Annotated in this window: 15 protein-coding genes; 11 read left to right on the top strand and 4 right to left on the bottom strand. The window is 52.0% G+C overall.

Annotated elements, in window-relative coordinates; genetic code table 11:
* Nucleotides 1-290: 290 nt before the first annotated feature.
* From GFC06_RS01465 to pdxY, 3 genes are all read left to right on the top strand, one after another.
* Entirely contained in the window at nt 291-1,661 is a 1,371-nt protein-coding gene (locus tag GFC06_RS01465) for a tyrosine phenol-lyase (protein WP_016155590.1), read from the top strand.
* Between the two features lie 188 nt (nt 1,662-1,849).
* Entirely contained in the window at nt 1,850-3,115 is a 1,266-nt protein-coding gene (locus tag GFC06_RS01460; protein ID WP_016151548.1) for an aromatic amino acid transporter, read from the top strand.
* Nucleotides 3,116-3,126: 11 nt separating this feature from the next.
* Nucleotides 3,127-3,984, top strand: a complete 858-nt coding sequence (gene pdxY / locus GFC06_RS01455; protein WP_016155591.1) for a pyridoxal kinase PdxY — start codon at nt 3,127-3,129, stop codon at nt 3,982-3,984.
* A 471-nt stretch (nt 3,985-4,455) separates the two neighbouring features.
* On the opposite strand, the gene GFC06_RS01450 is transcribed toward pdxY, so the two are convergent.
* The gene (locus tag GFC06_RS01450) at nt 4,456-6,009 is read right to left on the bottom strand and encodes an L-lactate permease (RefSeq protein ID WP_153689761.1); all 1,554 of its coding nucleotides are present in this window, start codon (nt 6,007-6,009) and stop codon (nt 4,456-4,458) included.
* Between the two features lie 580 nt (nt 6,010-6,589).
* Between GFC06_RS01450 and GFC06_RS01445 the strand changes: the two genes are divergently transcribed.
* The 3 genes from GFC06_RS01445 to GFC06_RS01435 are packed head-to-tail and all read left to right on the top strand — an operon-like array spanning nt 6,590 to nt 9,432.
* A complete protein-coding gene (locus GFC06_RS01445) occupies nt 6,590-7,309 on the top strand; it encodes a (Fe-S)-binding protein (RefSeq protein WP_016155592.1) in 720 nt (239 codons plus the stop codon).
* 10 nt (nt 7,310-7,319) lie between these two features.
* The gene (locus GFC06_RS01440) at nt 7,320-8,747 is read left to right on the top strand and encodes a LutB/LldF family L-lactate oxidation iron-sulfur protein (protein ID WP_016151552.1); all 1,428 of its coding nucleotides are present in this window, start codon (nt 7,320-7,322) and stop codon (nt 8,745-8,747) included.
* Nucleotides 8,740-9,432, top strand: coding sequence for a LutC/YkgG family protein (locus tag GFC06_RS01435; protein ID WP_016151553.1), 693 nt, complete (start codon nt 8,740-8,742; stop codon nt 9,430-9,432). Before GFC06_RS01440 ends, GFC06_RS01435 begins: the two co-directional genes overlap by 8 nt.
* A gap of 48 nt (nt 9,433-9,480) precedes the next feature.
* On the opposite strand, the gene gntP is transcribed toward GFC06_RS01435, so the two are convergent.
* Nucleotides 9,481-10,824, bottom strand: a complete 1,344-nt coding sequence (gene gntP, locus GFC06_RS01430; RefSeq protein ID WP_153689760.1) for a gluconate permease GntP — start codon at nt 10,822-10,824, stop codon at nt 9,481-9,483.
* A gap of 260 nt (nt 10,825-11,084) precedes the next feature.
* On the opposite strand from gntP, the gene uxuA reads away from it, so the two are divergent.
* The 5 genes from uxuA (at nt 11,085) to GFC06_RS01405 (ending at nt 16,858) form a co-directional block, all read left to right on the top strand.
* A complete protein-coding gene (uxuA, locus tag GFC06_RS01425; protein ID WP_047414556.1) occupies nt 11,085-12,269 on the top strand; it encodes a mannonate dehydratase in 1,185 nt (394 codons plus the stop codon).
* Between the two features lie 78 nt (nt 12,270-12,347).
* The gene (locus tag GFC06_RS01420; RefSeq protein ID WP_153689759.1) at nt 12,348-13,823 is read left to right on the top strand and encodes a fructuronate reductase; all 1,476 of its coding nucleotides are present in this window, start codon (nt 12,348-12,350) and stop codon (nt 13,821-13,823) included.
* A 221-nt stretch (nt 13,824-14,044) separates the two neighbouring features.
* The gene (gene uxuR / locus GFC06_RS01415) at nt 14,045-14,818 is read left to right on the top strand and encodes a Uxu operon transcriptional regulator (RefSeq protein WP_029139754.1); all 774 of its coding nucleotides are present in this window, start codon (nt 14,045-14,047) and stop codon (nt 14,816-14,818) included.
* Between the two features lie 646 nt (nt 14,819-15,464).
* The gene (locus tag GFC06_RS01410; protein WP_016151558.1) at nt 15,465-15,674 is read left to right on the top strand and encodes a hypothetical protein; all 210 of its coding nucleotides are present in this window, start codon (nt 15,465-15,467) and stop codon (nt 15,672-15,674) included.
* 176 nt (nt 15,675-15,850) lie between these two features.
* A complete protein-coding gene (locus GFC06_RS01405) occupies nt 15,851-16,858 on the top strand; it encodes a porin (protein ID WP_016155597.1) in 1,008 nt (335 codons plus the stop codon).
* 59 nt (nt 16,859-16,917) lie between these two features.
* Here GFC06_RS01405 and GFC06_RS01400 read toward each other — a convergent pair whose 3' ends face one another.
* On the bottom strand, nt 16,918-17,319 hold the full coding sequence (locus GFC06_RS01400) for a hypothetical protein (protein WP_047500802.1): 402 nt from the start codon (nt 17,317-17,319) through the stop codon (nt 16,918-16,920).
* A 190-nt stretch (nt 17,320-17,509) separates the two neighbouring features.
* On the bottom strand, nt 17,510-18,697 hold the full coding sequence (locus GFC06_RS01395; RefSeq protein ID WP_141875867.1) for an MFS transporter: 1,188 nt from the start codon (nt 18,695-18,697) through the stop codon (nt 17,510-17,512).
* Between the last annotated feature and the right edge of the window lie 65 nt (nt 18,698-18,762).

Raw genomic sequence — 18,762 nt, 5'->3', positions numbered from 1 at the left:
CCATCGCAAATGGCAAATCAACACGCAAAAAAAAACTTGTTGAATATGAACGGGTAAAAAAATGACGTGTGATTTGCATCACCTACATTTACAGCTTTTTAAATTATTGCCAGTGATTAATGTTGACCAGGCTATTTCCATAATCAATTAAATCTTGCATAGTGCCTCCACATTATTTCTCCCCCTGACTCAGGAGGCGAATAGTTATATTTCATCAGACTTTATTGATGAACCAGGTATGCTTTACTTCACATTAATACGTACATGACCACTGTTACTGGAGAAACAAAATGAATTATCCGGCAGAACCCTTCCGTATTAAAAGCGTTGAAACTGTATCTATGATCCCGCGTGATGAACGCCTTAAGAAAATGCAGGAAGCGGGATACAATACTTTCCTGTTAAATTCGAAAGATATTTATATTGACCTGCTGACAGACAGTGGCACTAACGCAATGAGCGACAAGCAGTGGGCCGGAATGATGATGGGTGATGAAGCCTACGCGGGCAGCGAAAACTTCTATCATCTGGAAAGAACCGTGCAGGAACTGTTTGGCTTTAAACATATTGTTCCTACTCACCAGGGGCGCGGCGCAGAAAACCTGTTATCGCAGTTGGCAATTAAACCGGGGCAATATGTTGCCGGGAATATGTATTTCACTACCACCCGTTATCACCAGGAAAAAAATGGTGCGGTGTTTGTCGATATCGTTCGTGACGAAGCGCACGATGCCGGTCTGAATATTGCTTTTAAAGGTGATATCGATCTTAAAAAATTACAAAAACTGATTGATGAAAAAGGCGCCGAGAATATTGCCTATATTTGCCTGGCAGTCACGGTTAACCTCGCAGGCGGGCAGCCGGTCTCCATGGCTAACATGCGCGCGGTGCGTGAACTGACTGCAGCACATGGCATTAAAGTGTTCTACGACGCTACCCGCTGCGTAGAAAACGCCTACTTTATCAAAGAGCAAGAGCAGGGCTTTGAGAACAAGAGCATCGCCGAGATCGTGCATGAGATGTTCAGCTACGCCGACGGTTGCACCATGAGTGGTAAAAAAGACTGTCTGGTGAACATCGGCGGCTTCCTGTGCATGAACGATGACGAAATGTTCTCTTCTGCCAAAGAGTTAGTCGTTGTCTACGAAGGCATGCCATCTTACGGCGGCCTGGCCGGACGCGACATGGAAGCCATGGCGATTGGTCTGCGCGAAGCTATGCAGTATGAGTACATCGAGCACCGCGTGAAGCAGGTTCGCTATCTGGGCGACAAGCTGAAAGCCGCTGGTGTACCGATTGTTGAACCGGTGGGCGGTCACGCGGTATTCCTTGATGCGCGTCGCTTCTGCGAGCATCTGACGCAGGACGAGTTCCCGGCGCAAAGCCTGGCTGCCAGTATCTATGTGGAAACCGGCGTACGTAGTATGGAGCGCGGAATTATCTCTGCGGGCCGTAATAACGTGACTGGTGAACACCACAGGCCGAAACTGGAAACCGTGCGTCTGACTATTCCACGCCGCGTTTATACTTACGCGCATATGGATGTGGTGGCTGACGGTATTATTAAACTTTACCAGCACAAAGAAGATATTCGCGGGCTGAAGTTTATTTACGAGCCGAAGCAGCTCCGTTTCTTTACTGCACGCTTTGACTATATCTAAATAATAATTATGGCCCCATCTCAGGATGGGGCTTTTTTGTATTTCTTTTCCATGAACAGGAAGCCTTTGCGGTGCCCGTTACCGTGACATAACTACAAAAGTAAACCCTGACTCCGACATTTTTATTATCCGCATGATGTACAAATGACAGCTGTAATTATAACGAATAGTCTACAGGAACATTTATCATGGATATTAATGCCATTGAGCGACAGAGTAGTACCCCCGGACTGATTAGCGGAACCATGTTGGTTATCGCGACCGTAGTGGGTGGAGGGATGTTTTCCCTGCCGATTGCGATGGCTGGCGTATGGTTCCCCGGTGCGTCAGTTATTCTTCTGTTTATCGCCATCATGATGTTATTAACCGGTCTGATGCTGGTCGAAGTTAATCTGCATTATGGCGCCGGTGCCAGTTTTAATACCTTTACTCAGGATTTATTAGGCCGAAAGTGGAATATTGTGGTCGGTATCGCTTTCGGCTTTGTGCTGTATATTCTGACCTATGCCTATATATCTGGTTCGTCGGCGGTGATGGCGCAAACCGTGTTCAAATACAGCGGCGTGCGCTTTCCGGCGAATATCTCGGTGGTGATCGTCAGTATGCTGGTCGGGGCGATTGCCTGGTACAGCTCCTTGTTGGTTGGACGTATTACTACCGTGTTGATTATCGGTAAGTTTATCGCGTTCTTTGCCACCTTTTCTGGCCTGGTGGGTCATATCGAAGTGGCGAAACTCGTCGACAGCGTGGCGGTGGCGCTGCCCAATTCGCAGTACCTGCCGTATATCCTGATGACGCTGCCGTTCTGCATTATCTCGTTTGGTTTTCACGGTAACGTGCCGAGCCTGGTGAAGCTGTATGGTACGAGCGGGATCTCGAATATTACGCGTTCGATTATCATCGGCACGCTGTTTGCCCTGCTGCTGTATATCTTCTGGCTGGGCGTCACGATGGGCAACATCAGTCGTTCCTCGTTCCCGCCAATTATCGCCAAAGGCGGCAATATCGACGTGTTTGTCGAGGCTATCAGCGGGCTGTTCACCAGCCGTTATATGGATCTGATCCTGACCTTCTTCGGCAACTTTGCGGTAGCCAGTTCCCTGCTGGCGGCGACGCTTGGCCTGTTCGATTACATAGCCGACCTGTTTCACTTCCCGGATGACGGCATGGGTCGCCTGAAAACCGCGCTGGTGACCTACTTCCCGCCAGCCGCCGTGTGCTTCTTCTTCCCGAACGGGTTTGTCCACGCCATTGGTTACGCCGGTCTGGCCTTTACCATCTGGAGCGTGATCCTGCCGCCGTTCCTGGTGAAAGCGGCGCGGAAACGTTTTCCGACCGCCAGCTATACCGCGCCGTGTAATAACACCGTGCTCAATCTGGTCATTGTCTGTGGGGCGGTTGTCTATCTGACGGTTGTTCTGGACGTATTTGGTCTGCTGCCAACGTTTCGCTAGACGGAGTCAAAATGAAAAACGTGTTGTCTGTTCAGTCGTCAGTCGTTTATGGCTATGCCGGAAATAAAGCCGCCGTGTTGCCGATGCAGCTCTCGGGGATCGATGTCTGGCCGTTTTACACCGTACAGTTTTCCAACCACACCCAGTACGGGATGTGGCAGGGCATGGCGATGCCGCACGGCGAGCTGAGCGCCATCATCAGCGGGCTGGATGATCTGCAAAAACTGGCGCAATGCGATGCCGTGCTGTCCGGGTATCTCGGGGACAAACGCCATTGCGAAGAGGTGAAGCTCGCGGTCACCACCATTCGCCAGCGTAATCCGCAGGCGCTCTATTTTTGCGATCCGGTAATGGGCGACCCGCAAAAAGGCTGCATCGTCGCGCAGGGCGTGGAGTCCTTTTTTGTCGATGACGCCATTCAACTGGCCGATGTGATGGGGCCGAATCTCTATGAGCTGGGCGTGCTGACGGGCAGACAACTACGTAGTTTTGACGAGGTGGTGGAAGCGGCGCAGCAGTTGGTGGCGTGGGGCGTGAAGAAGGTGCTGGTGAAACATCTCGGCGACTGCTCGCGCGACAAACAGGCGTTTGAAATGCTGCTGGTGACGGCGGAACAGACGTTACACATCGCCCGGCCGCTGTATACCTTTGCCAAAATGCCGGTGGGCGTTGGGGATCTGATTTGCAGCGTGATGCTGGCTTCACTGCTCAACGGTTATGAGGACAAGCAGGCGCTGGAGCGGACCACCAGTGTCGTCGACGCGGTGATGCGGCTGACGAAAGAGCACGACTCGTATGAACTGCGGCTGATAGACGCGCGTCACCAGATAATGGAGCCGCAAATTCGCTATCTGGCAACGGTGCTGTAGCGCCGCAAGGAGGCTCTATGTTTCTGACACTGCTACGATTTCAGCATCCGCTGATCTACCGTTTTGCATGGCTTCGTCTGTGGGTCAGGGTGTTAAGAGCGTGCGGGCTGCGTAAGTGAAAGGGGAGAACATTTTTCTCTGCTGCCGGATGCGGCGCTTGCGCCTTATCCGGCCTACAAATGAGCGTGAAACGTAGGCCCGATAAGCGAAGCGCCATCAGGCATTAGCGCCAGGCATTACACGCGGAAGTAGCGTGGTGGGATCAACGCGGAAAAGGCGTCGAACTTCTTCACCATCTTTTTCCAGAACAACATAACAACAATCCTCGATTTGAAACATCGGCGCTATTTTAGTCAGCGCCGACAAATCGTAAAGCCAGTCGCTTCGTTTCGATCCTGAAGCGGTGTAAACCTTTTTGGTCACCGCGTCGTCAAATACGGTTGCCGTGAATTTGACGGGGTTGACAATGGATTACGCCATAAACCAGTAATAAAAGAGACCGACTTTCAGGCCGAGGATCACAATATAGGCGCAGCAGTATTTCATGGTGCCAGACATTATCTGGTTGGCCTGTCCGTCCATTTTGGTGGCTGAAACTGCAATGGCGATACTCTGCGGCGAAATCATTTTCCCCCCCGTTGCACCAGAAGTATTCGCCGCCGCGAGCCAGTTGGGATCGATATGCAGTTTACTGGCGGCAATGGTTTGCAGTTTGCCGAACAAAATATTCGAGTTGGTATCGCTGCCGGTAACAAACGTGCCCAGCGCGCCAATCACTGGGGCGAGGAAGACGTAGGAACTGCCGGTCAGATCGACAATCGACTGGGCCAGCGTGGAGATAATCCCGCTGAGATCCATCACCGTGGCCAGCGCGACAATCGCCATAATCGCCACAATGGAATTTTTAAGCTGGAAAATGGTTTTGATAAACACTTCCAGCATCCCGCGTGCGGACGCTCCCTGAATAAAACCGCCGATAAGGGTCGCAAAGATGATCAGCATCCCCGGCGTGGTCACCCATTCAACTTTCAGCGCCAGCGTGTTGCCGTCGGCGAGCGTGAAATGCAGCACCGAGGCCAGTTGGGACGCCGCGCCTTTGATCGTCGGGAACAGCGGTGAGCACAGCAGGATAAAAACAAAAATAAACAGATAGATAGAGCCTACGCGGAACAACACTTTTGCCGAGCGCGGCGTGGTTTCGCGGGTATGGCTGACCTCAATGCGCCACTCGGGATCGGTTTTCCCTTTGCGCAGGCGGCTGACCATCGCCACGGCAAACAGGCTGACCAGGCTACCGGCAAAGGCGGGCAATTCCGCGCCAAGATGAATGGCGACAAAATATTGCGGAACCAGCGTGGTGATGCCGCAAATCAGCGTGATCAGAAATACGCCACGAATGGCTTTCAGGCCGCCGCCAATAATGCAGACAATGACAAACGGCAGCAGGATATTAAACAGCGCGAGCTGCAGAATAATGGTTCCGCCTAAGGTATACACCGACAGATTAACCTGTTCCGCCAGAATAGAAACCGGGATCCCGACCGCGCCGAACGCGGTGGGAACGGTATTCGCCACGAGGGAAGCGATCGCCGCCTTCAGCGGGTTGAATCCCAGCGCAATGAGAATGCCGATCGGAATGGCGACCGCCGTGCCATAACCTGCCGCGGCTTCAAGGAATCCGCCGAAGCACCATGAAATCAGTAGCACCTGAATACGCTTATCTTCGCTAATGCTGGCGAGAATATCGCGCAGAATATCCAGCGCCTTGGTCGCCTGCATGACGTTATAACTGAAGATGGCGCCGAGGATCACAATCACAATCGGCCATAACCCCTTCAGGGCGCCATAGCCTATCGCGGCTTTCAGATTCTGTACGGGCATTTCCCAGAATATGGCCGACAGCGCGGCAGTGAATACCAAAGAGATCAACACGGAATAATGGATGGGCATTTTCAATTTCAATATTAAAAATACCATCAGTAGTAAAGGAGAGAGTGCCAGGGCAAACATAAAATATTCGTTCATTGCTATTCCTGATTGGTTCATTAAACCTGATTTATATTTATGGTGGGGAGGCTACATTGCTGGGTTAATAAAGTATGTAAACTGAATCGCTTCAGTGAATAAAGTAATTATGATTTGTGGTTTTGTAACTATTGTAATCTTTTAATTAAAATCCAATGCCAGGTAAATATACTTAAGAGTAAGCTGAATACCTATAAATAGTTATATGATAACCTTTTTAATAATGCTGGTGATGAGAATAGTAAGCACCTGAAACTGTTTTTAAGGTGTTCATAACGCTGTGGTTTTAAATATAAAAATGTGAGCGAGACCGAAAGAAATAAACCTGGTTGTTGCATATGGGGGGTGATTAGGGGATTATTTGGTTTTGTCATACAAATGAAAATACAGACATATGCGACTGTCCTGACTTAAGAAGCGGAGAGTCGGCATCAAAGGAAAACGACCCGAGCATCACCATGAACCCAGGTATTAGTAAAAACAGCAAACAGAAAAACTGGGCGTGAAATACGGCTGAACCTTTGCTTGATATCGCGATATCAAGCGCAATAAACAGAAATGAAGCAATGGAGTAGTTATTGTGAATGTAAATTTCTTTGTTACCTGCATTGGTGACGCACTGAAATCACGGATGGCACGAGACTCCGTATTGCTGCTGGAAAAACTGGGTTGTCGCGTTAATTTCCCCGAGAAGCAAGGGTGTTGCGGTCAGCCAGCCATCAACAGCGGTTACATCAAAGAGGCGATCCCCGGGATGAAAAACCTGATCGCCGCCCTGGAAGACAACGACGATCCGATTATCTCGCCAGCAGGCTCCTGTACCTACGCGGTAAAAAGCTATCCGACGTATCTGGCCGATGAACCGGAATGGGCGCTGCGTGCCGAAAAAGTCGCCGCGCGTATGCAGGATCTCACCTCCTTTATCGTCAACAAGCTGGGCGTGGTGGACGTCGGCGCGAGCCTGCAGGGCCGCGCTGTCTATCATCCCTCTTGTAGCCTGACTCGAAAGCTGGGAGTTAAGGAAGAGCCGCTCACGCTGCTGAAAAACGTGCGCGGGCTGGAGCTGCTGACGTTTGCCGATCAGGATACCTGCTGCGGCTTTGGCGGGACGTTTTCGGTCAAAATGGCCGAGATATCCGGCGAGATGGTGAAAGAGAAAGTCTTACATTTGATGGATGCGCAGCCGGAATATTTGATTGGCGCAGACGTCAGTTGCCTGCTGAACATTGGCGGTCGACTGCAACGGGAAGGCCAGCCGGTCAAAGTGATGCATATTGCTGAAGTGCTGATGAGCCGCTGAGGGGAAAGAGATGTCGATAAAAACCAGCGATGTAGAATTTAAACTGCGCATTCGTCAGCAGATAGAAGATCCGATCATGCGCAAAGCCGTGGCCAATGCGCAGGAGCGTATTGGCGCAAATCGACAAAAAATGGTCGATGAGTTAGGCCACTGGGAAGACTGGCGCGATCGTGCCAGCCAGATCCGCGATCACGTGCTGAGCAACCTCGACGCTTACCTGTATCAACTCTCCGAGAAAGTGACGCAAAACGGCGGCCACGTCTATTTCGCCAAAACCAAAGAAGAGGCCACCGCCTACATTCTGCAGGTCGCGCGAAGCAAAAACGCGAAGAAGGTGGTGAAGTCCAAGTCGATGGTGACCGAGGAGATCGGCGTCAACCATGTCCTGCAGGATGCGGGAATCCAGGTGATCGAAACCGATCTCGGGGAATACATCCTGCAATTGGATCAGGATCCACCTTCGCACGTCGTGGTCCCGGCTATTCATAAAGATCGCTATCAGATCCGCCGCGTGCTGAACGAGCGTCTGGGGTATGACGGCCCGGAAACCCCGGAAGCTATGACCTTGTTCATTCGCCAGAAGATCCGCGAGGATTTCCTGAGTGCCGAAATCGGTATTACCGGCTGTAACTTTGCCGTGGCGGAAACCGGTTCAGTATGCCTGGTGACCAACGAAGGCAACGCGCGCATGTGCACCACGCTGCCGAAAACACACATTGCGGTGATGGGCATGGAGCGTATCGCGCCAACCTTTGCTGATGTGGATGTGCTGATCACCATGCTGGCGCGCAGCGCCGTGGGCGCTCGTCTGACGGGCTATAACACCTGGCTGACCGGCCCGCGTGAGGCGGATAACGTGGACGGACCGGAAGAGTTCCATCTGGTGATTGTCGATAACGGTCGCTCGCAGGTGCTGGGCTCTGAGTTTCGCGATGTGCTGCGCTGCATCCGCTGCGGGGCCTGTATGAACACCTGCCCGGCGTATCGCCACATTGGCGGGCACGGCTATGGCTCTATCTATCCTGGACCTATCGGCGCGGTGATTTCTCCGCTGCTCGGCGGCTATAAAGATTTTAAAGACCTGCCGTACGCCTGTTCTTTATGCACGGCCTGTGACAGCGTCTGCCCGGTGCGTATTCCGCTGTCAAAACTGATCCTGCGTCATCGTCGGGTGATGGCCGAGGAGGGCATTACCCCGAAAGCCGAGCGACGGGCGATCAAAATGTTCGCTTATGCCAATAGCCATCCGGGGCTGTGGAAAGTGGGGATGATGGCGGGCGCGCATGCGGCAAGCTGGTTTATCAATGGCGGGAAAACCCCGCTCAAGGTTGGCGCGATTGGTGACTGGATGGAGGCGCGCGATCTGCCTGATGCTGACGGCGAGAGCTTCCGCAGCTGGTTTAAGAAACATCAGGCGCAGGAGAAAAAGAATGGATAACCGTACCGCGTTTTTAAACACCATCGCCCAGGCGCTGGGTCGCCCGCCGCGTTTCGAACCGCAAGCGGATGCCGCGCCGGTTAACAATTATGCCAACGAGCGCCTGACCGAACTTAGCCCGCAGCAGCGCTGCGATGCGTTTATCCAGTTCGCCAGCGAAGTGATGCTGGCCCGCTGTGAACTGACTCGCGAGGACCAGGCCGCAGAAGCAGCGCTACGCCTGTGTGAAGAATTGGGTCAGCCGGTAGTGCTGAGCGGCGACAGCCGACTGGTGGCGCTGGGCATCACCGAACGTTTGCAGCAGGAATGCAACGCAGTGGTCTGGGATCCGGCGCGAGGCAGCGAAAATATTACCGAGGCCGAGCAGGCGAAAGTCGGCGTGGTGTATGCCGAGTATGGCCTGACCGAGTCCGGCGGCGTGGTGCTGTTTTCCGCGCCGGAGCGCGGGCGTTCTTTGAGCCTGTTGCCGGAGTCCTCGATTTTCGTGCTGCGTAAAAGCACCATCCTGCCGCGCGTGGCGCAACTGGCAGAAAAACTGCATCAGAAAGCGCAGGCCGGTGAGCGTATGCCATCGTGCATTAACATTATCAGTGGACCCAGCTCGACGGCGGATATTGAGCTTATCAAGGTGGTTGGGGTGCATGGCCCGGTGAAGGCGGTGTATCTGATTATTGAGGATTGTTAAGGCAGGAGAAGAACCGCTCTGGCGCTGCGGGCCAGAGCGGTATCGACGTTATGCAATCAGGCTGATGATCAACACGATAATCAGACCAACCACGGAGTTCACCAGCTCCAGCAGACCCCAGGTTTTCAGCGTATCCTTCACCGACAGGTCGAAGTAGCCTTTGAACAGCCAGAACGAGGCATCGTTGATATGGGTCAGGGTGTTGGAGCCAGCCGCCGTCGCCAGTACCAGCAACGCCGGATCGACGCCCACCAGTTGACCGGTTGCCGGGTCGAGAATGGCTGCGCTGATAATCCCCGCCGCCGTCATGGCTGAGACCACGCCCTGACCGGTTGCCAGACGAATAAGCACGGTTATCAACCACGCCATGATGTATGGAGAAATATTGCCGTGCGACATCAGCATGCCGATGGTATCGCCGATGCCGGTATCGATAATGGTCTGCTTCAGTACGCCGCCCGCGCCGATGATCAGGATCACCATGGCGATGCTTTTCACCGCGTTTTCAAAGGCGTTCATCACCCACTGCATGTCGTGACCACGCGCGGTACCAAACAGCACGAAGGCGACAATCATGGCGATAAACATCGCAATTGGCGAGGAGCCTAAGAAGTTGACCACTTCCCACGCCTGCGTTCCTTTCACCAGCCAGATGTTGGCGATGGTGGTGGAGATCATGATGATCGCCGGGATCAGCGGAACCAGAATAGAGACGCCGAAAGACGGTAAATTGTTCTGGTCAACCGGTACGTCGGCCTTCATGAATGACGGCGTCGGGCGATCGAGGTTGCCGAGGAACTTCGGCAGGATAAGCCCGGCGCAGATCACGCTCGGAATAGTCACCAGAATACCGTAGATGTAGACCATACCCATGTCAGCGCCGTAGGCGTTAACCAGTGCGACCGGACCTGGCTGCGGCGGGAACAGCGAGTGGGCGGTGGTGGCGGCGGCAACGGCAGGAATCGCCAGCTTGAGGAACGGGATCTTCGCTTCTGCGGCAATGACGATCACCAGCGGCGCCAGCATAATAAACGCCACTTCATAGAACATCGCCAGGCCAAAAATCAGACCAATAATGATCACCGACAGCTGTACATAGCGCAGACCGAGTCGCGCCAGCAGCGTATGAGCAATCTGATGCGCCGCTCCGGAATCGACCATCAGCTTACCGATGACTGCCCCGAATACCACGATAATCGCCAACTCACCCAGCGTGCTGCCAAAGCCGGATTTCATGGTGTGCAGCAGCGCCATTAAGTCCATACCCGCCAGCATGCCGACCGAGAGCGCCGCCAGCAGCAGGGCGACCATCGAGTTTATTTTGAATCTTAGATTGAGCACCAGCATCAGACCGATGCCGAATACGACCCACAGAATATTGAGAACATGCATATAACGTCTACCTTTATTGGTTGAACTATTATGATTTTGGTTGAGATGTTATCCGTATTGGTTAACCATTGATGCGATGAATGTCACATTGCGTTACATGTTTACATCTTTACTGCGCTTCCTGGCCGCAAAATGGCGATCTAATCAGCAAAAATCGTGATTTGGTTAACCAATTCACTCCTTCAGGTTGACATGTCATACCAAAAGGAGGAATTTATGTGCCATATCGTCGAGTCCATAACGTAAATGAGGAATAAAAGATGGAACAGACATGGCGCTGGTATGGTCCTAACGATCCGGTCACCTTAGCGGATGTACGTCAGGCGGGTGCCACGGGCGTGGTCACCGCCTTGCACCATATCCCGAACGGGGAAGTGTGGACGGTTGATGAGATCCTAAAACGCAAAGCCATTATTGAGCAGGCGGGCCTGGTCTGGTCGGTCGTCGAAAGCGTACCGATTCACGAAGACATTAAAACCCGTTCTGGTAACTATCAGCAGTGGATCGCCAACTACCAGCAAAGCCTGCGTAACCTGGCCCAGTGCGGCATTCGTACCGTGTGCTACAACTTTATGCCGGTTCTCGACTGGACCCGTACCGACCTGGAATACGTCCTGCCGGACGGCTCCAAAGCGCTGCGTTTTGACCAGATTGAATTCGCCGCCTTTGAGCTGCACATCCTCAAACGCTCGGGCGCGGAAGCGGATTACACCGCCGAAGAGATTGCTCAGGCGAATGAACGCTTTGCCACCATGAGCGATGAAGACAAAGCGCGTCTGACCCGCAATATCATCGCCGGTCTGCCAGGCGCGGAAGAGGGCTATACGCTTGACCAGTTCCGCCAGCATCTTGCGCGTTATAAAGATATCGATAAAGCCGCACTGCGTGAGAACTTTGCCGTCTTCCTGAAAGCAATTATTCCTGTGGCGGAAGAAGCAGGCGTGCGGATGGCGGTACACCCGGACGATCCGCCGCGCCCAATCCTCGGCCTGCCGCGCATTGTTTCCACCGTGGAAGATATGCAATGGATGGTCGATACGGTCAACAGCATGGCGAACGGTTTTACCATGTGCACCGGCTCCTACGGCGTCCGGGCGGACAACGATCTGGTCAACATGATCAAACAGTTTGGCCCACGTATTTACTTCACCCACCTGCGCTCCACGCTGCGTGAAGATAACCCGAAAACCTTCCATGAAGCGGCGCATCTTAACGGCGACGTCGATATGTACGAAGTCGTGAAAGCGATCGTTGAGGAAGAGCAGCGCCGTAAAGCCGAGGGTAAAGAGGACCTGATCCCAATGCGTCCGGACCACGGCCATCAGATGCTTGACGATCTGAAAAAGAAAACCAACCCAGGCTACTCCGCGATTGGTCGCCTGAAAGGGCTGGCGGAAGTGCGTGGCGTTGAGATGGCTATCCAGCGCGCTTTCTTTAGCCGCTAAAGCGAGTTGCTGGTCACCTGTCTGGCCGGCTTTTTCTTTTCTCTTCCGTTGGTCATTCAACGGGTTCTGGAGTTCACGATGACAACGACAATTGCCAATAGCAACCTGCCGGTTGCTCGCCCTGCATGGGACAGCTCGCGCCTGCAATCCCGTATTGTTCACCTGGGATGCGGCGCATTTCACCGCGCGCACCAGGCGCTGTACACCCATCATCTGTTGGAAACCACCGACAGTGACTGGGGGATCTGTGAAGTTAACCTGATGCCGGGTAACGACCGCGTGCTGATTGAAAACCTGCGCAAACAGCAACTGCTGTATACCGTGGCGGAAAAAGGCGCGGACAACACCGTGCTGAAAGTGATTGGCTCGATGAAAGAAGCGTTGCACCCGGAGCTTGACGGCTGTGATGGTATTTTACAGGCTATGGCGCGCCCGCAGACGGCAATTGTCTCGCTGACGGTCACGGAAAAAGGCTACTGCACCGATGCTGCCAGCGGACAGTTAGATCTCAATAACCCGCTGATTAAACACGATCTGGCGAATCCAGGCACGCCGAAATCGGCGATTGGTTACATCGTACAGGCGCTGCATCTGCGTCGTGAGCAAGGGCTTGCGGCCTTTACCGTGATGTCTTGCGATAACGTGCGTGAAAATGGTCATGTGGCGAAAGTCGCGGTGCTGGGTCTGGCGCAGGCGCGCGACCCGCAGCTGGCGCAGTGGATTGAGGCTAACGCCACTTTCCCGTGCACCATGGTCGACCGCATTGTTCCGGCGGCGACGCCAGAAACGTTGCAAGAGATTGCCGACCAGTTGGGCGTGTACGATCCGTGTGCTATCGCCTGTGAGCCATTCCGTCAGTGGGTTATCGAAGATAACTTTGTCAACGGTCGCCCTGACTGGGACAACGTTGGTGCACAGTTCGTTGCCGATGTGGTGCCGTTTGAAATGATGAAACTGCGTATGCTCAACGGCAGCCACTCTTTCCTCGCGTATTTGGGCTATCTCGGCGGCTATGAAACTATCGCTGATACCATGACAAATCCGGCGTACCGCAAAGCGGCGTTCGCGCTGATGATGCAGGAGCAAGCGCCGACGCTGTCGATGCCAGAAGGCACCGATCTTAACGCCTATGCGACGCTGCTCATCGAGCGTTTCAGCAACCCATCACTGCGTCACCGCACCTGGCAGATTGCGATGGACGGCAGCCAGAAATTGCCGCAGCGCCTGCTGGATCCGGTGCGTCTGCATCTGCAAAACGCCAGCGACTGGCGTCACCTGGCGCTGGGCGTGGCGGGCTGGATGCGCTACACCCGTGGCGTGGATGAACAGGGGCAGGCCATTGATGTTGTCGACCCCTTGCTGGCTGAGTTCCAGCGCATTAACCAACAGTTCCAGGGGGCCGAACGCGTGACGGCGCTGCTGGGGCTGAGCGGCATTTTTGGCCATGATCTGGCGGAAAACGCTGATTTTGTGGAGACAGTTATCGCGACGTATCAACAGCTGTGTGAACACGGTGCACGCGAGTGCGTTGCGGCGTTAGGCGCTGACGCATAATCCCCGAAGTATGACGGGTCAATCAAAATGCTGATTTGGTTGACCCGTTTTCTGTTTTTGGCTTCCCGCAAATGCTATAGTTCAGGCGAAAAAACGTTTTTTGTAGGCTTGATAAGATGCGTCAGCGTCGCCATCAGCCAACGGCACAGGTGTCGGATGGCAGCGCATGTGCCTTATCCGGCCTACGGATCTGAATTGACGCATCTGACGGACATAACACGATGAAATCGAACACTTCTCAACAAAGACCCTACCAGGAAGTGGGTGCAATGATCCGCGATCTGATTGTCCAGACGCCGTACCAGCCCGGGGAGCGTTTGCCGCCGGAACGTGAAATTGCTGAGATGCTCAACGTCACTCGCACGGTGGTTCGCGAAGCGTTAATTATGCTGGAAATTAAAGGTCTGGTGGACGTGCGTCGCGGCGCCGGGATCTACGTACTCGACAATGCAGATGCGCAGACCATCGACAGTACGGATGTCAATCATTGCAATGACGCGGGCCCGTTTGAGCTGCTGCAGGCGCGACAGCTGCTGGAAAGCAATATCGCCGAATTCGCCGCGCTGCAGGCTACGCGTGAAGATATCGTTAAAATGCGCCAGGCGTTACAGCTGGAAGAGCGGGAGCTGGCCTCCAGCGAAGCGAACGGTTCTGAAAGCGGCGACATGCAGTTCCATCTCGCCATAGCTGAAGCCACGCATAACAGCATGCTGGTGGAGCTGTTTCGCCAGTCATGGCAGTGGCGTGAAAACAACCCGATGTGGATCCAGCTCCATAGCCACCTTGACGATACCCATTACCGTAAAGAGTGGATGGGTGACCACAAACAGATCCTGGCGGCATTAATCAAAAAGGATGCCCGCGCAGCCAAGCTGGCAATGTGGCAGCATCTGGAAAACGTCAAACAGCGCCTGCTGGAGTTTTCAAATGTTGATGACATCGACTTTGATGGTTATCTGTTTGATTCCTGGCCGCTGGATAAAGTTAACGCCTGATTTTCCTTCCTCTCCCATGCGGGCTGTTGCAGCCCGCGCGACACTTTTCAGCACAAAAGTTTATTGCATAACAACGCTTTTTCTCGTCATGAACGTCACGTAAAAAAAAGGTTTCCATCACCTCAGATGATGATTTTTCCTCCGTCGTTACGCGGTGAAAATTGATTTATATCAATTAAAAACAACTTATTTTTGCATGCGAAAAAATGCATTCTTTACCTTATTTTTACCTTTCCGTGCTTATTTTTAGACAAAATGGGCCTGTGTTAAGTGAGAATCAAACTGATTTACGCGGTGGTCAGAGCGAAGCAGCCCGGAATAACAGTGCATAAAAACAGGCGCTTCACGGAAATGTAGACATTAATAACGGCACGTAACTTATTGGCTGTAATGATGTTTTGATTTGAGGTCATGTTTATTGTCAATAGTTCTGGCTTTTTTAATCAAATGAATAAAATGAATATATGTAAAGTTAAAATTACACATTATTCTATAATCAAGTTATCTTTCATTTGAAATGCTGTTCCAGTTTTTTGTCCGTTATTAACAGTTTCATTACTATTGTCACTGTATTTTGCCGTTGACATGTTTTTACACTGACTGCATATTTCATCGCCATAAGCGTGTTTGCGTTCAGGAGATGATAATGCCCTCTCGAGATTACCCCGATATTAGAAAGGCCAGGGGTACCCGTTCAAAAGATATGGTTCTTTTAAGTGCCCGTGTCGATACCTCTCTGTGGGAATATGTTCGTACGCTGGCATTTGAAACCCGTAAAAGTAAACAAGATATTATTGCCGAAGCAATAATGTTATATCGCTCTGTTAATGAGAGCGTAAACGAAGAATCTAAGTAATTACTCTCTGTTCGGGTTTTATTTAACCCAAAATGATATGTGTCTTGCCACTTTATTATTACCTTCATTGGTGTGTTAGAGGTTTTCCCCTTTTCCATAGGGGGCTTTTTTATGCGGGTATTCTGCCTTCATAACAAAGTTGATAGCAAAATTCACAATTAAAAGTGAGTAATAACATGAAAAAGTCAGCAGTGGCATTAGCTGTAATGGTATTAGGGGTAACCTCCGTTCATGCAGCGGAAATTTATAATAAAGATGGCAACAAACTGGATCTGTACGGCAAAGTAAAAGCGGTCCATTCCTGGACTGGCGGCACCGATGCCGACGGTACATACGCGCGTCTGGGTTTTCGCGGTGAGACACAAATCAACGATCAACTGACCGGTTATGGCCAATTTGAAAGTCAGTTTGATGCCTCTAAAGCAGAAGGTTCTCAGAATGGCGTCAATACACGTCTGGCGTTTGCTGGCCTGGATTATGGCCATGACGTTAGCTTTGACTACGGTCGTAACTACGGTATTGCTTACGACGTGGGAGCTTACACTGACACTCTTTCAGAGTTCGGCGGCGACTCCTTTGAAGATACTGACCGCTTCCTTACTACACGTACTGCTGGCGTTGCAACACTCCGCACCAAAAATCTGTTTGGAGCCGTTGATGGTCTGAACATTGGCGCGCAATACCAGGGCCAGGATGACACTAACATTAGCCCGGCAAAACAGCATGGCAATGGCTATGGCTTCTCCCTGGGTTATGACAATATTGCGGATTCCGGCGTATCTGCGATTGCGGCCTACACCACCAGTGCGGTGACTGCTCTGCAGAAACGAAGCGGCTGGGATGGCGAAAACGCAGAGTTCTGGGGCGCGGGTCTGAAATATGATGCTAATGCCATCTACGTCGCGACCATGTACGGCGAGTCCCACAACCTGATTCAGGATGCGGATAAAGCTGAGCACTTTGAAGCAATGGCTGCGTATGTGTTTGATTTTGGTCTGCGTCCGAACGTGGGTTACGTTCACGCGCGTGACAACAACAATAATGACCTGACTGAATACGTAGCGTTGGGCACGGATTACTACTTCAACAAAAACATCGTGGCTGATGTGGGTTACAAAATTAACCTGCTCGACGGCAAAGACGACGACAACCAGGTTGTTGCGGGTCTGACCTATCAGTTCTAATTTGTTGTACTAGCATAAAAGGCGTCTTAGTTAAGACGCCTTTTTTAGCTCTGCCGTGTTTAAACTGGCTGACTCTCTTTCACCTGTCCACCGCTAAACAGCCATTGCCAGATGCCCACTTTTACCCATGCGACCACGCAGAGAATCAGGTAAAAAAGTGGATTATGCGTAATGGTAACGTACATGACCTCCATTAAATCCACATGCAAATTTCCGGCAATTGCCATATTGATAACAAAAATTGAGGCTACCGCGCTGGCCAGTAAAATAAATACGGCCTGAACCTGGGTTATCTCTGGTAACCTGCCAGAAGCCCATTGCCATAAAAATGTTGTTGTTAACAGGAATATAAGAAACAATCCTAACGCGCCAAACAGGCCAAAGTCTTTATAATCCTTTAGCGTGTCAATTAAACCCACCAAAATAATTAACCCCAGTAGTATTTTTTTAAACCATGACATGTACTTTTCCCGAAGATAGTGTTGATGCTGAGTTAATATGTCCATTTTTACGCATTTTAAATTGAGTTTATAAATGAACAGCCGGGGATTATAAATTGTCTGGCGGGTAATTGCCGATTATTTGTGGTTTATTAAATGTTGACATTTGATTGCGGACTAATCCTAAGATACCTGTTTATAAGGTTGTCGATTATACCCTTTTGGGGGAGGCAAAACGCTGTTTGTATAATTGTGTGAGGCTGATCAGTGCCGCAATAAACAAGGCGACGGCACCGCATAGCGTGGCGTTAACGATCGCTTGAGCGCCGCTTCCCAGCAGGCTGGTTAAGAGCGGCCCGAGTATTTGCCCAATACCGTAAGTCAGGGTGACCAGGCCCAGCAGATTAATATTGCGCGGTACGCTAAGTTGACGGGCGAGCGGCATGACCAGCGAAGTGGTACCCATAAACGTTGCACCAAAACCCACGCTGCTTATCACCAGCAGCGGCAAGGAGTCGCTGGCGAGCGTCATGACCACGCAGGCGCTTTGGATCAGTAAATTCGCCGTCAGGCATTGCAATACCCCCCAGCGTCGGGCTGCCCACAGCCAGGCGAAACAACCCGGAATAATCGATATGCCGACCAACGACCAGAGATGGGCCGTCAGCAGCGGCGACCCGGCACTTTTCGCCATCAGTGGCAGGTATGTAGCGACAATGATGTAGCCAAATCCGGCTAATCCATACAGTAGCGCCAGCAGCCACCAGGACATAGGCTGATGCTCTGTTTTTACCGGTGTGGCGGCGGGGAGCGCATGGTCGCGAGATGGCAGGAGCATAACGAGTAGCACAAAGAATACAGCGGAAGCTGCCGCTGCCCCCAGCCAGAGCGTGTGCGATGACAGCGCAAAATGCAGACCGCTGATGACATATTCATTGCCCAGCAAAATGCCTGCGCCAACGCCGGAGAACAATGCGGCGATCACGAAGGGATGCCGGGTATGATGCAGGACGATCATCGAACCAAAGATCATCATACCGGCACTGGCGACGCCTGCCAGAAAACGGATCATCATCACCAGCGCGGGTTGCTTAACGCTTGCCATTGCCAGAATCAACCCTGCGGTAGCGAGCGCAGAAGTTAACAACATCGGGCGTAAACGTGAGGGAAGATGGAAGAGCCCGAAGGAGAAGAGCAGGCTTCCCGCCAGATATCCGGCGTAGTTGGCGCTGGCAATCCAGGAGAGCTGGTCAAACGTAAACTGACCTTCCGACAGCAGTACCGGGAGCATCGGCGTATACAGAAAGCGTCCAATTCCCATGCCCAGCGTTAAGACCAGCATGCCAAAGAGCGCGACGCTGATGGCATGACGATTTGAATCGGGGCTTCCCTCGGACATACGGACTCTCATTTCACGCTGTTAGTTTGATAATTGTTATATTACATGTGCAAATGATAATGAAA

The sequence above is a fragment of the Citrobacter braakii genome, assembly GCF_009648935.1.
GTDB classification, from domain to species: Bacteria; Pseudomonadota; Gammaproteobacteria; order Enterobacterales; family Enterobacteriaceae; genus Citrobacter; species Citrobacter braakii.
This window is presented reverse-complemented; position numbering and strand designations above follow the sequence as displayed.

Excerpts from the sequence above, each read along its gene's own strand:
- GFC06_RS01465 (WP_016155590.1), top strand. The coding sequence starts at position 291 with ATGAATTATCCGGCAGAACCCTTCCGTATTAAAAGCGTTGAAACTGTA.
- GFC06_RS01460 (WP_016151548.1), top strand. The coding sequence starts at position 1,850 with ATGGATATTAATGCCATTGAGCGACAGAGTAGTACCCCCGGACTGATT.
- pdxY (WP_016155591.1), top strand. The coding sequence starts at position 3,127 with ATGAAAAACGTGTTGTCTGTTCAGTCGTCAGTCGTTTATGGCTATGCC.
- GFC06_RS01450 (WP_153689761.1), bottom strand. The coding sequence starts at position 6,009 with ATGAACGAATATTTTATGTTTGCCCTGGCACTCTCTCCTTTACTACTG.
- GFC06_RS01440 (WP_016151552.1), top strand. The coding sequence starts at position 7,320 with ATGTCGATAAAAACCAGCGATGTAGAATTTAAACTGCGCATTCGTCAG.
- GFC06_RS01435 (WP_016151553.1), top strand. The coding sequence starts at position 8,740 with ATGGATAACCGTACCGCGTTTTTAAACACCATCGCCCAGGCGCTGGGT.
- gntP (WP_153689760.1), bottom strand. The coding sequence starts at position 10,824 with ATGCATGTTCTCAATATTCTGTGGGTCGTATTCGGCATCGGTCTGATG.
- uxuA (WP_047414556.1), top strand. The coding sequence starts at position 11,085 with ATGGAACAGACATGGCGCTGGTATGGTCCTAACGATCCGGTCACCTTA.
- GFC06_RS01420 (WP_153689759.1), top strand. The coding sequence starts at position 12,348 with ATGACAACGACAATTGCCAATAGCAACCTGCCGGTTGCTCGCCCTGCA.
- uxuR (WP_029139754.1), top strand. The coding sequence starts at position 14,045 with ATGAAATCGAACACTTCTCAACAAAGACCCTACCAGGAAGTGGGTGCA.
- GFC06_RS01410 (WP_016151558.1), top strand. The coding sequence starts at position 15,465 with ATGCCCTCTCGAGATTACCCCGATATTAGAAAGGCCAGGGGTACCCGT.
- GFC06_RS01405 (WP_016155597.1), top strand. The coding sequence starts at position 15,851 with ATGAAAAAGTCAGCAGTGGCATTAGCTGTAATGGTATTAGGGGTAACC.
- GFC06_RS01400 (WP_047500802.1), bottom strand. The coding sequence starts at position 17,319 with ATGTCATGGTTTAAAAAAATACTACTGGGGTTAATTATTTTGGTGGGT.
- GFC06_RS01395 (WP_141875867.1), bottom strand. The coding sequence starts at position 18,697 with ATGTCCGAGGGAAGCCCCGATTCAAATCGTCATGCCATCAGCGTCGCG.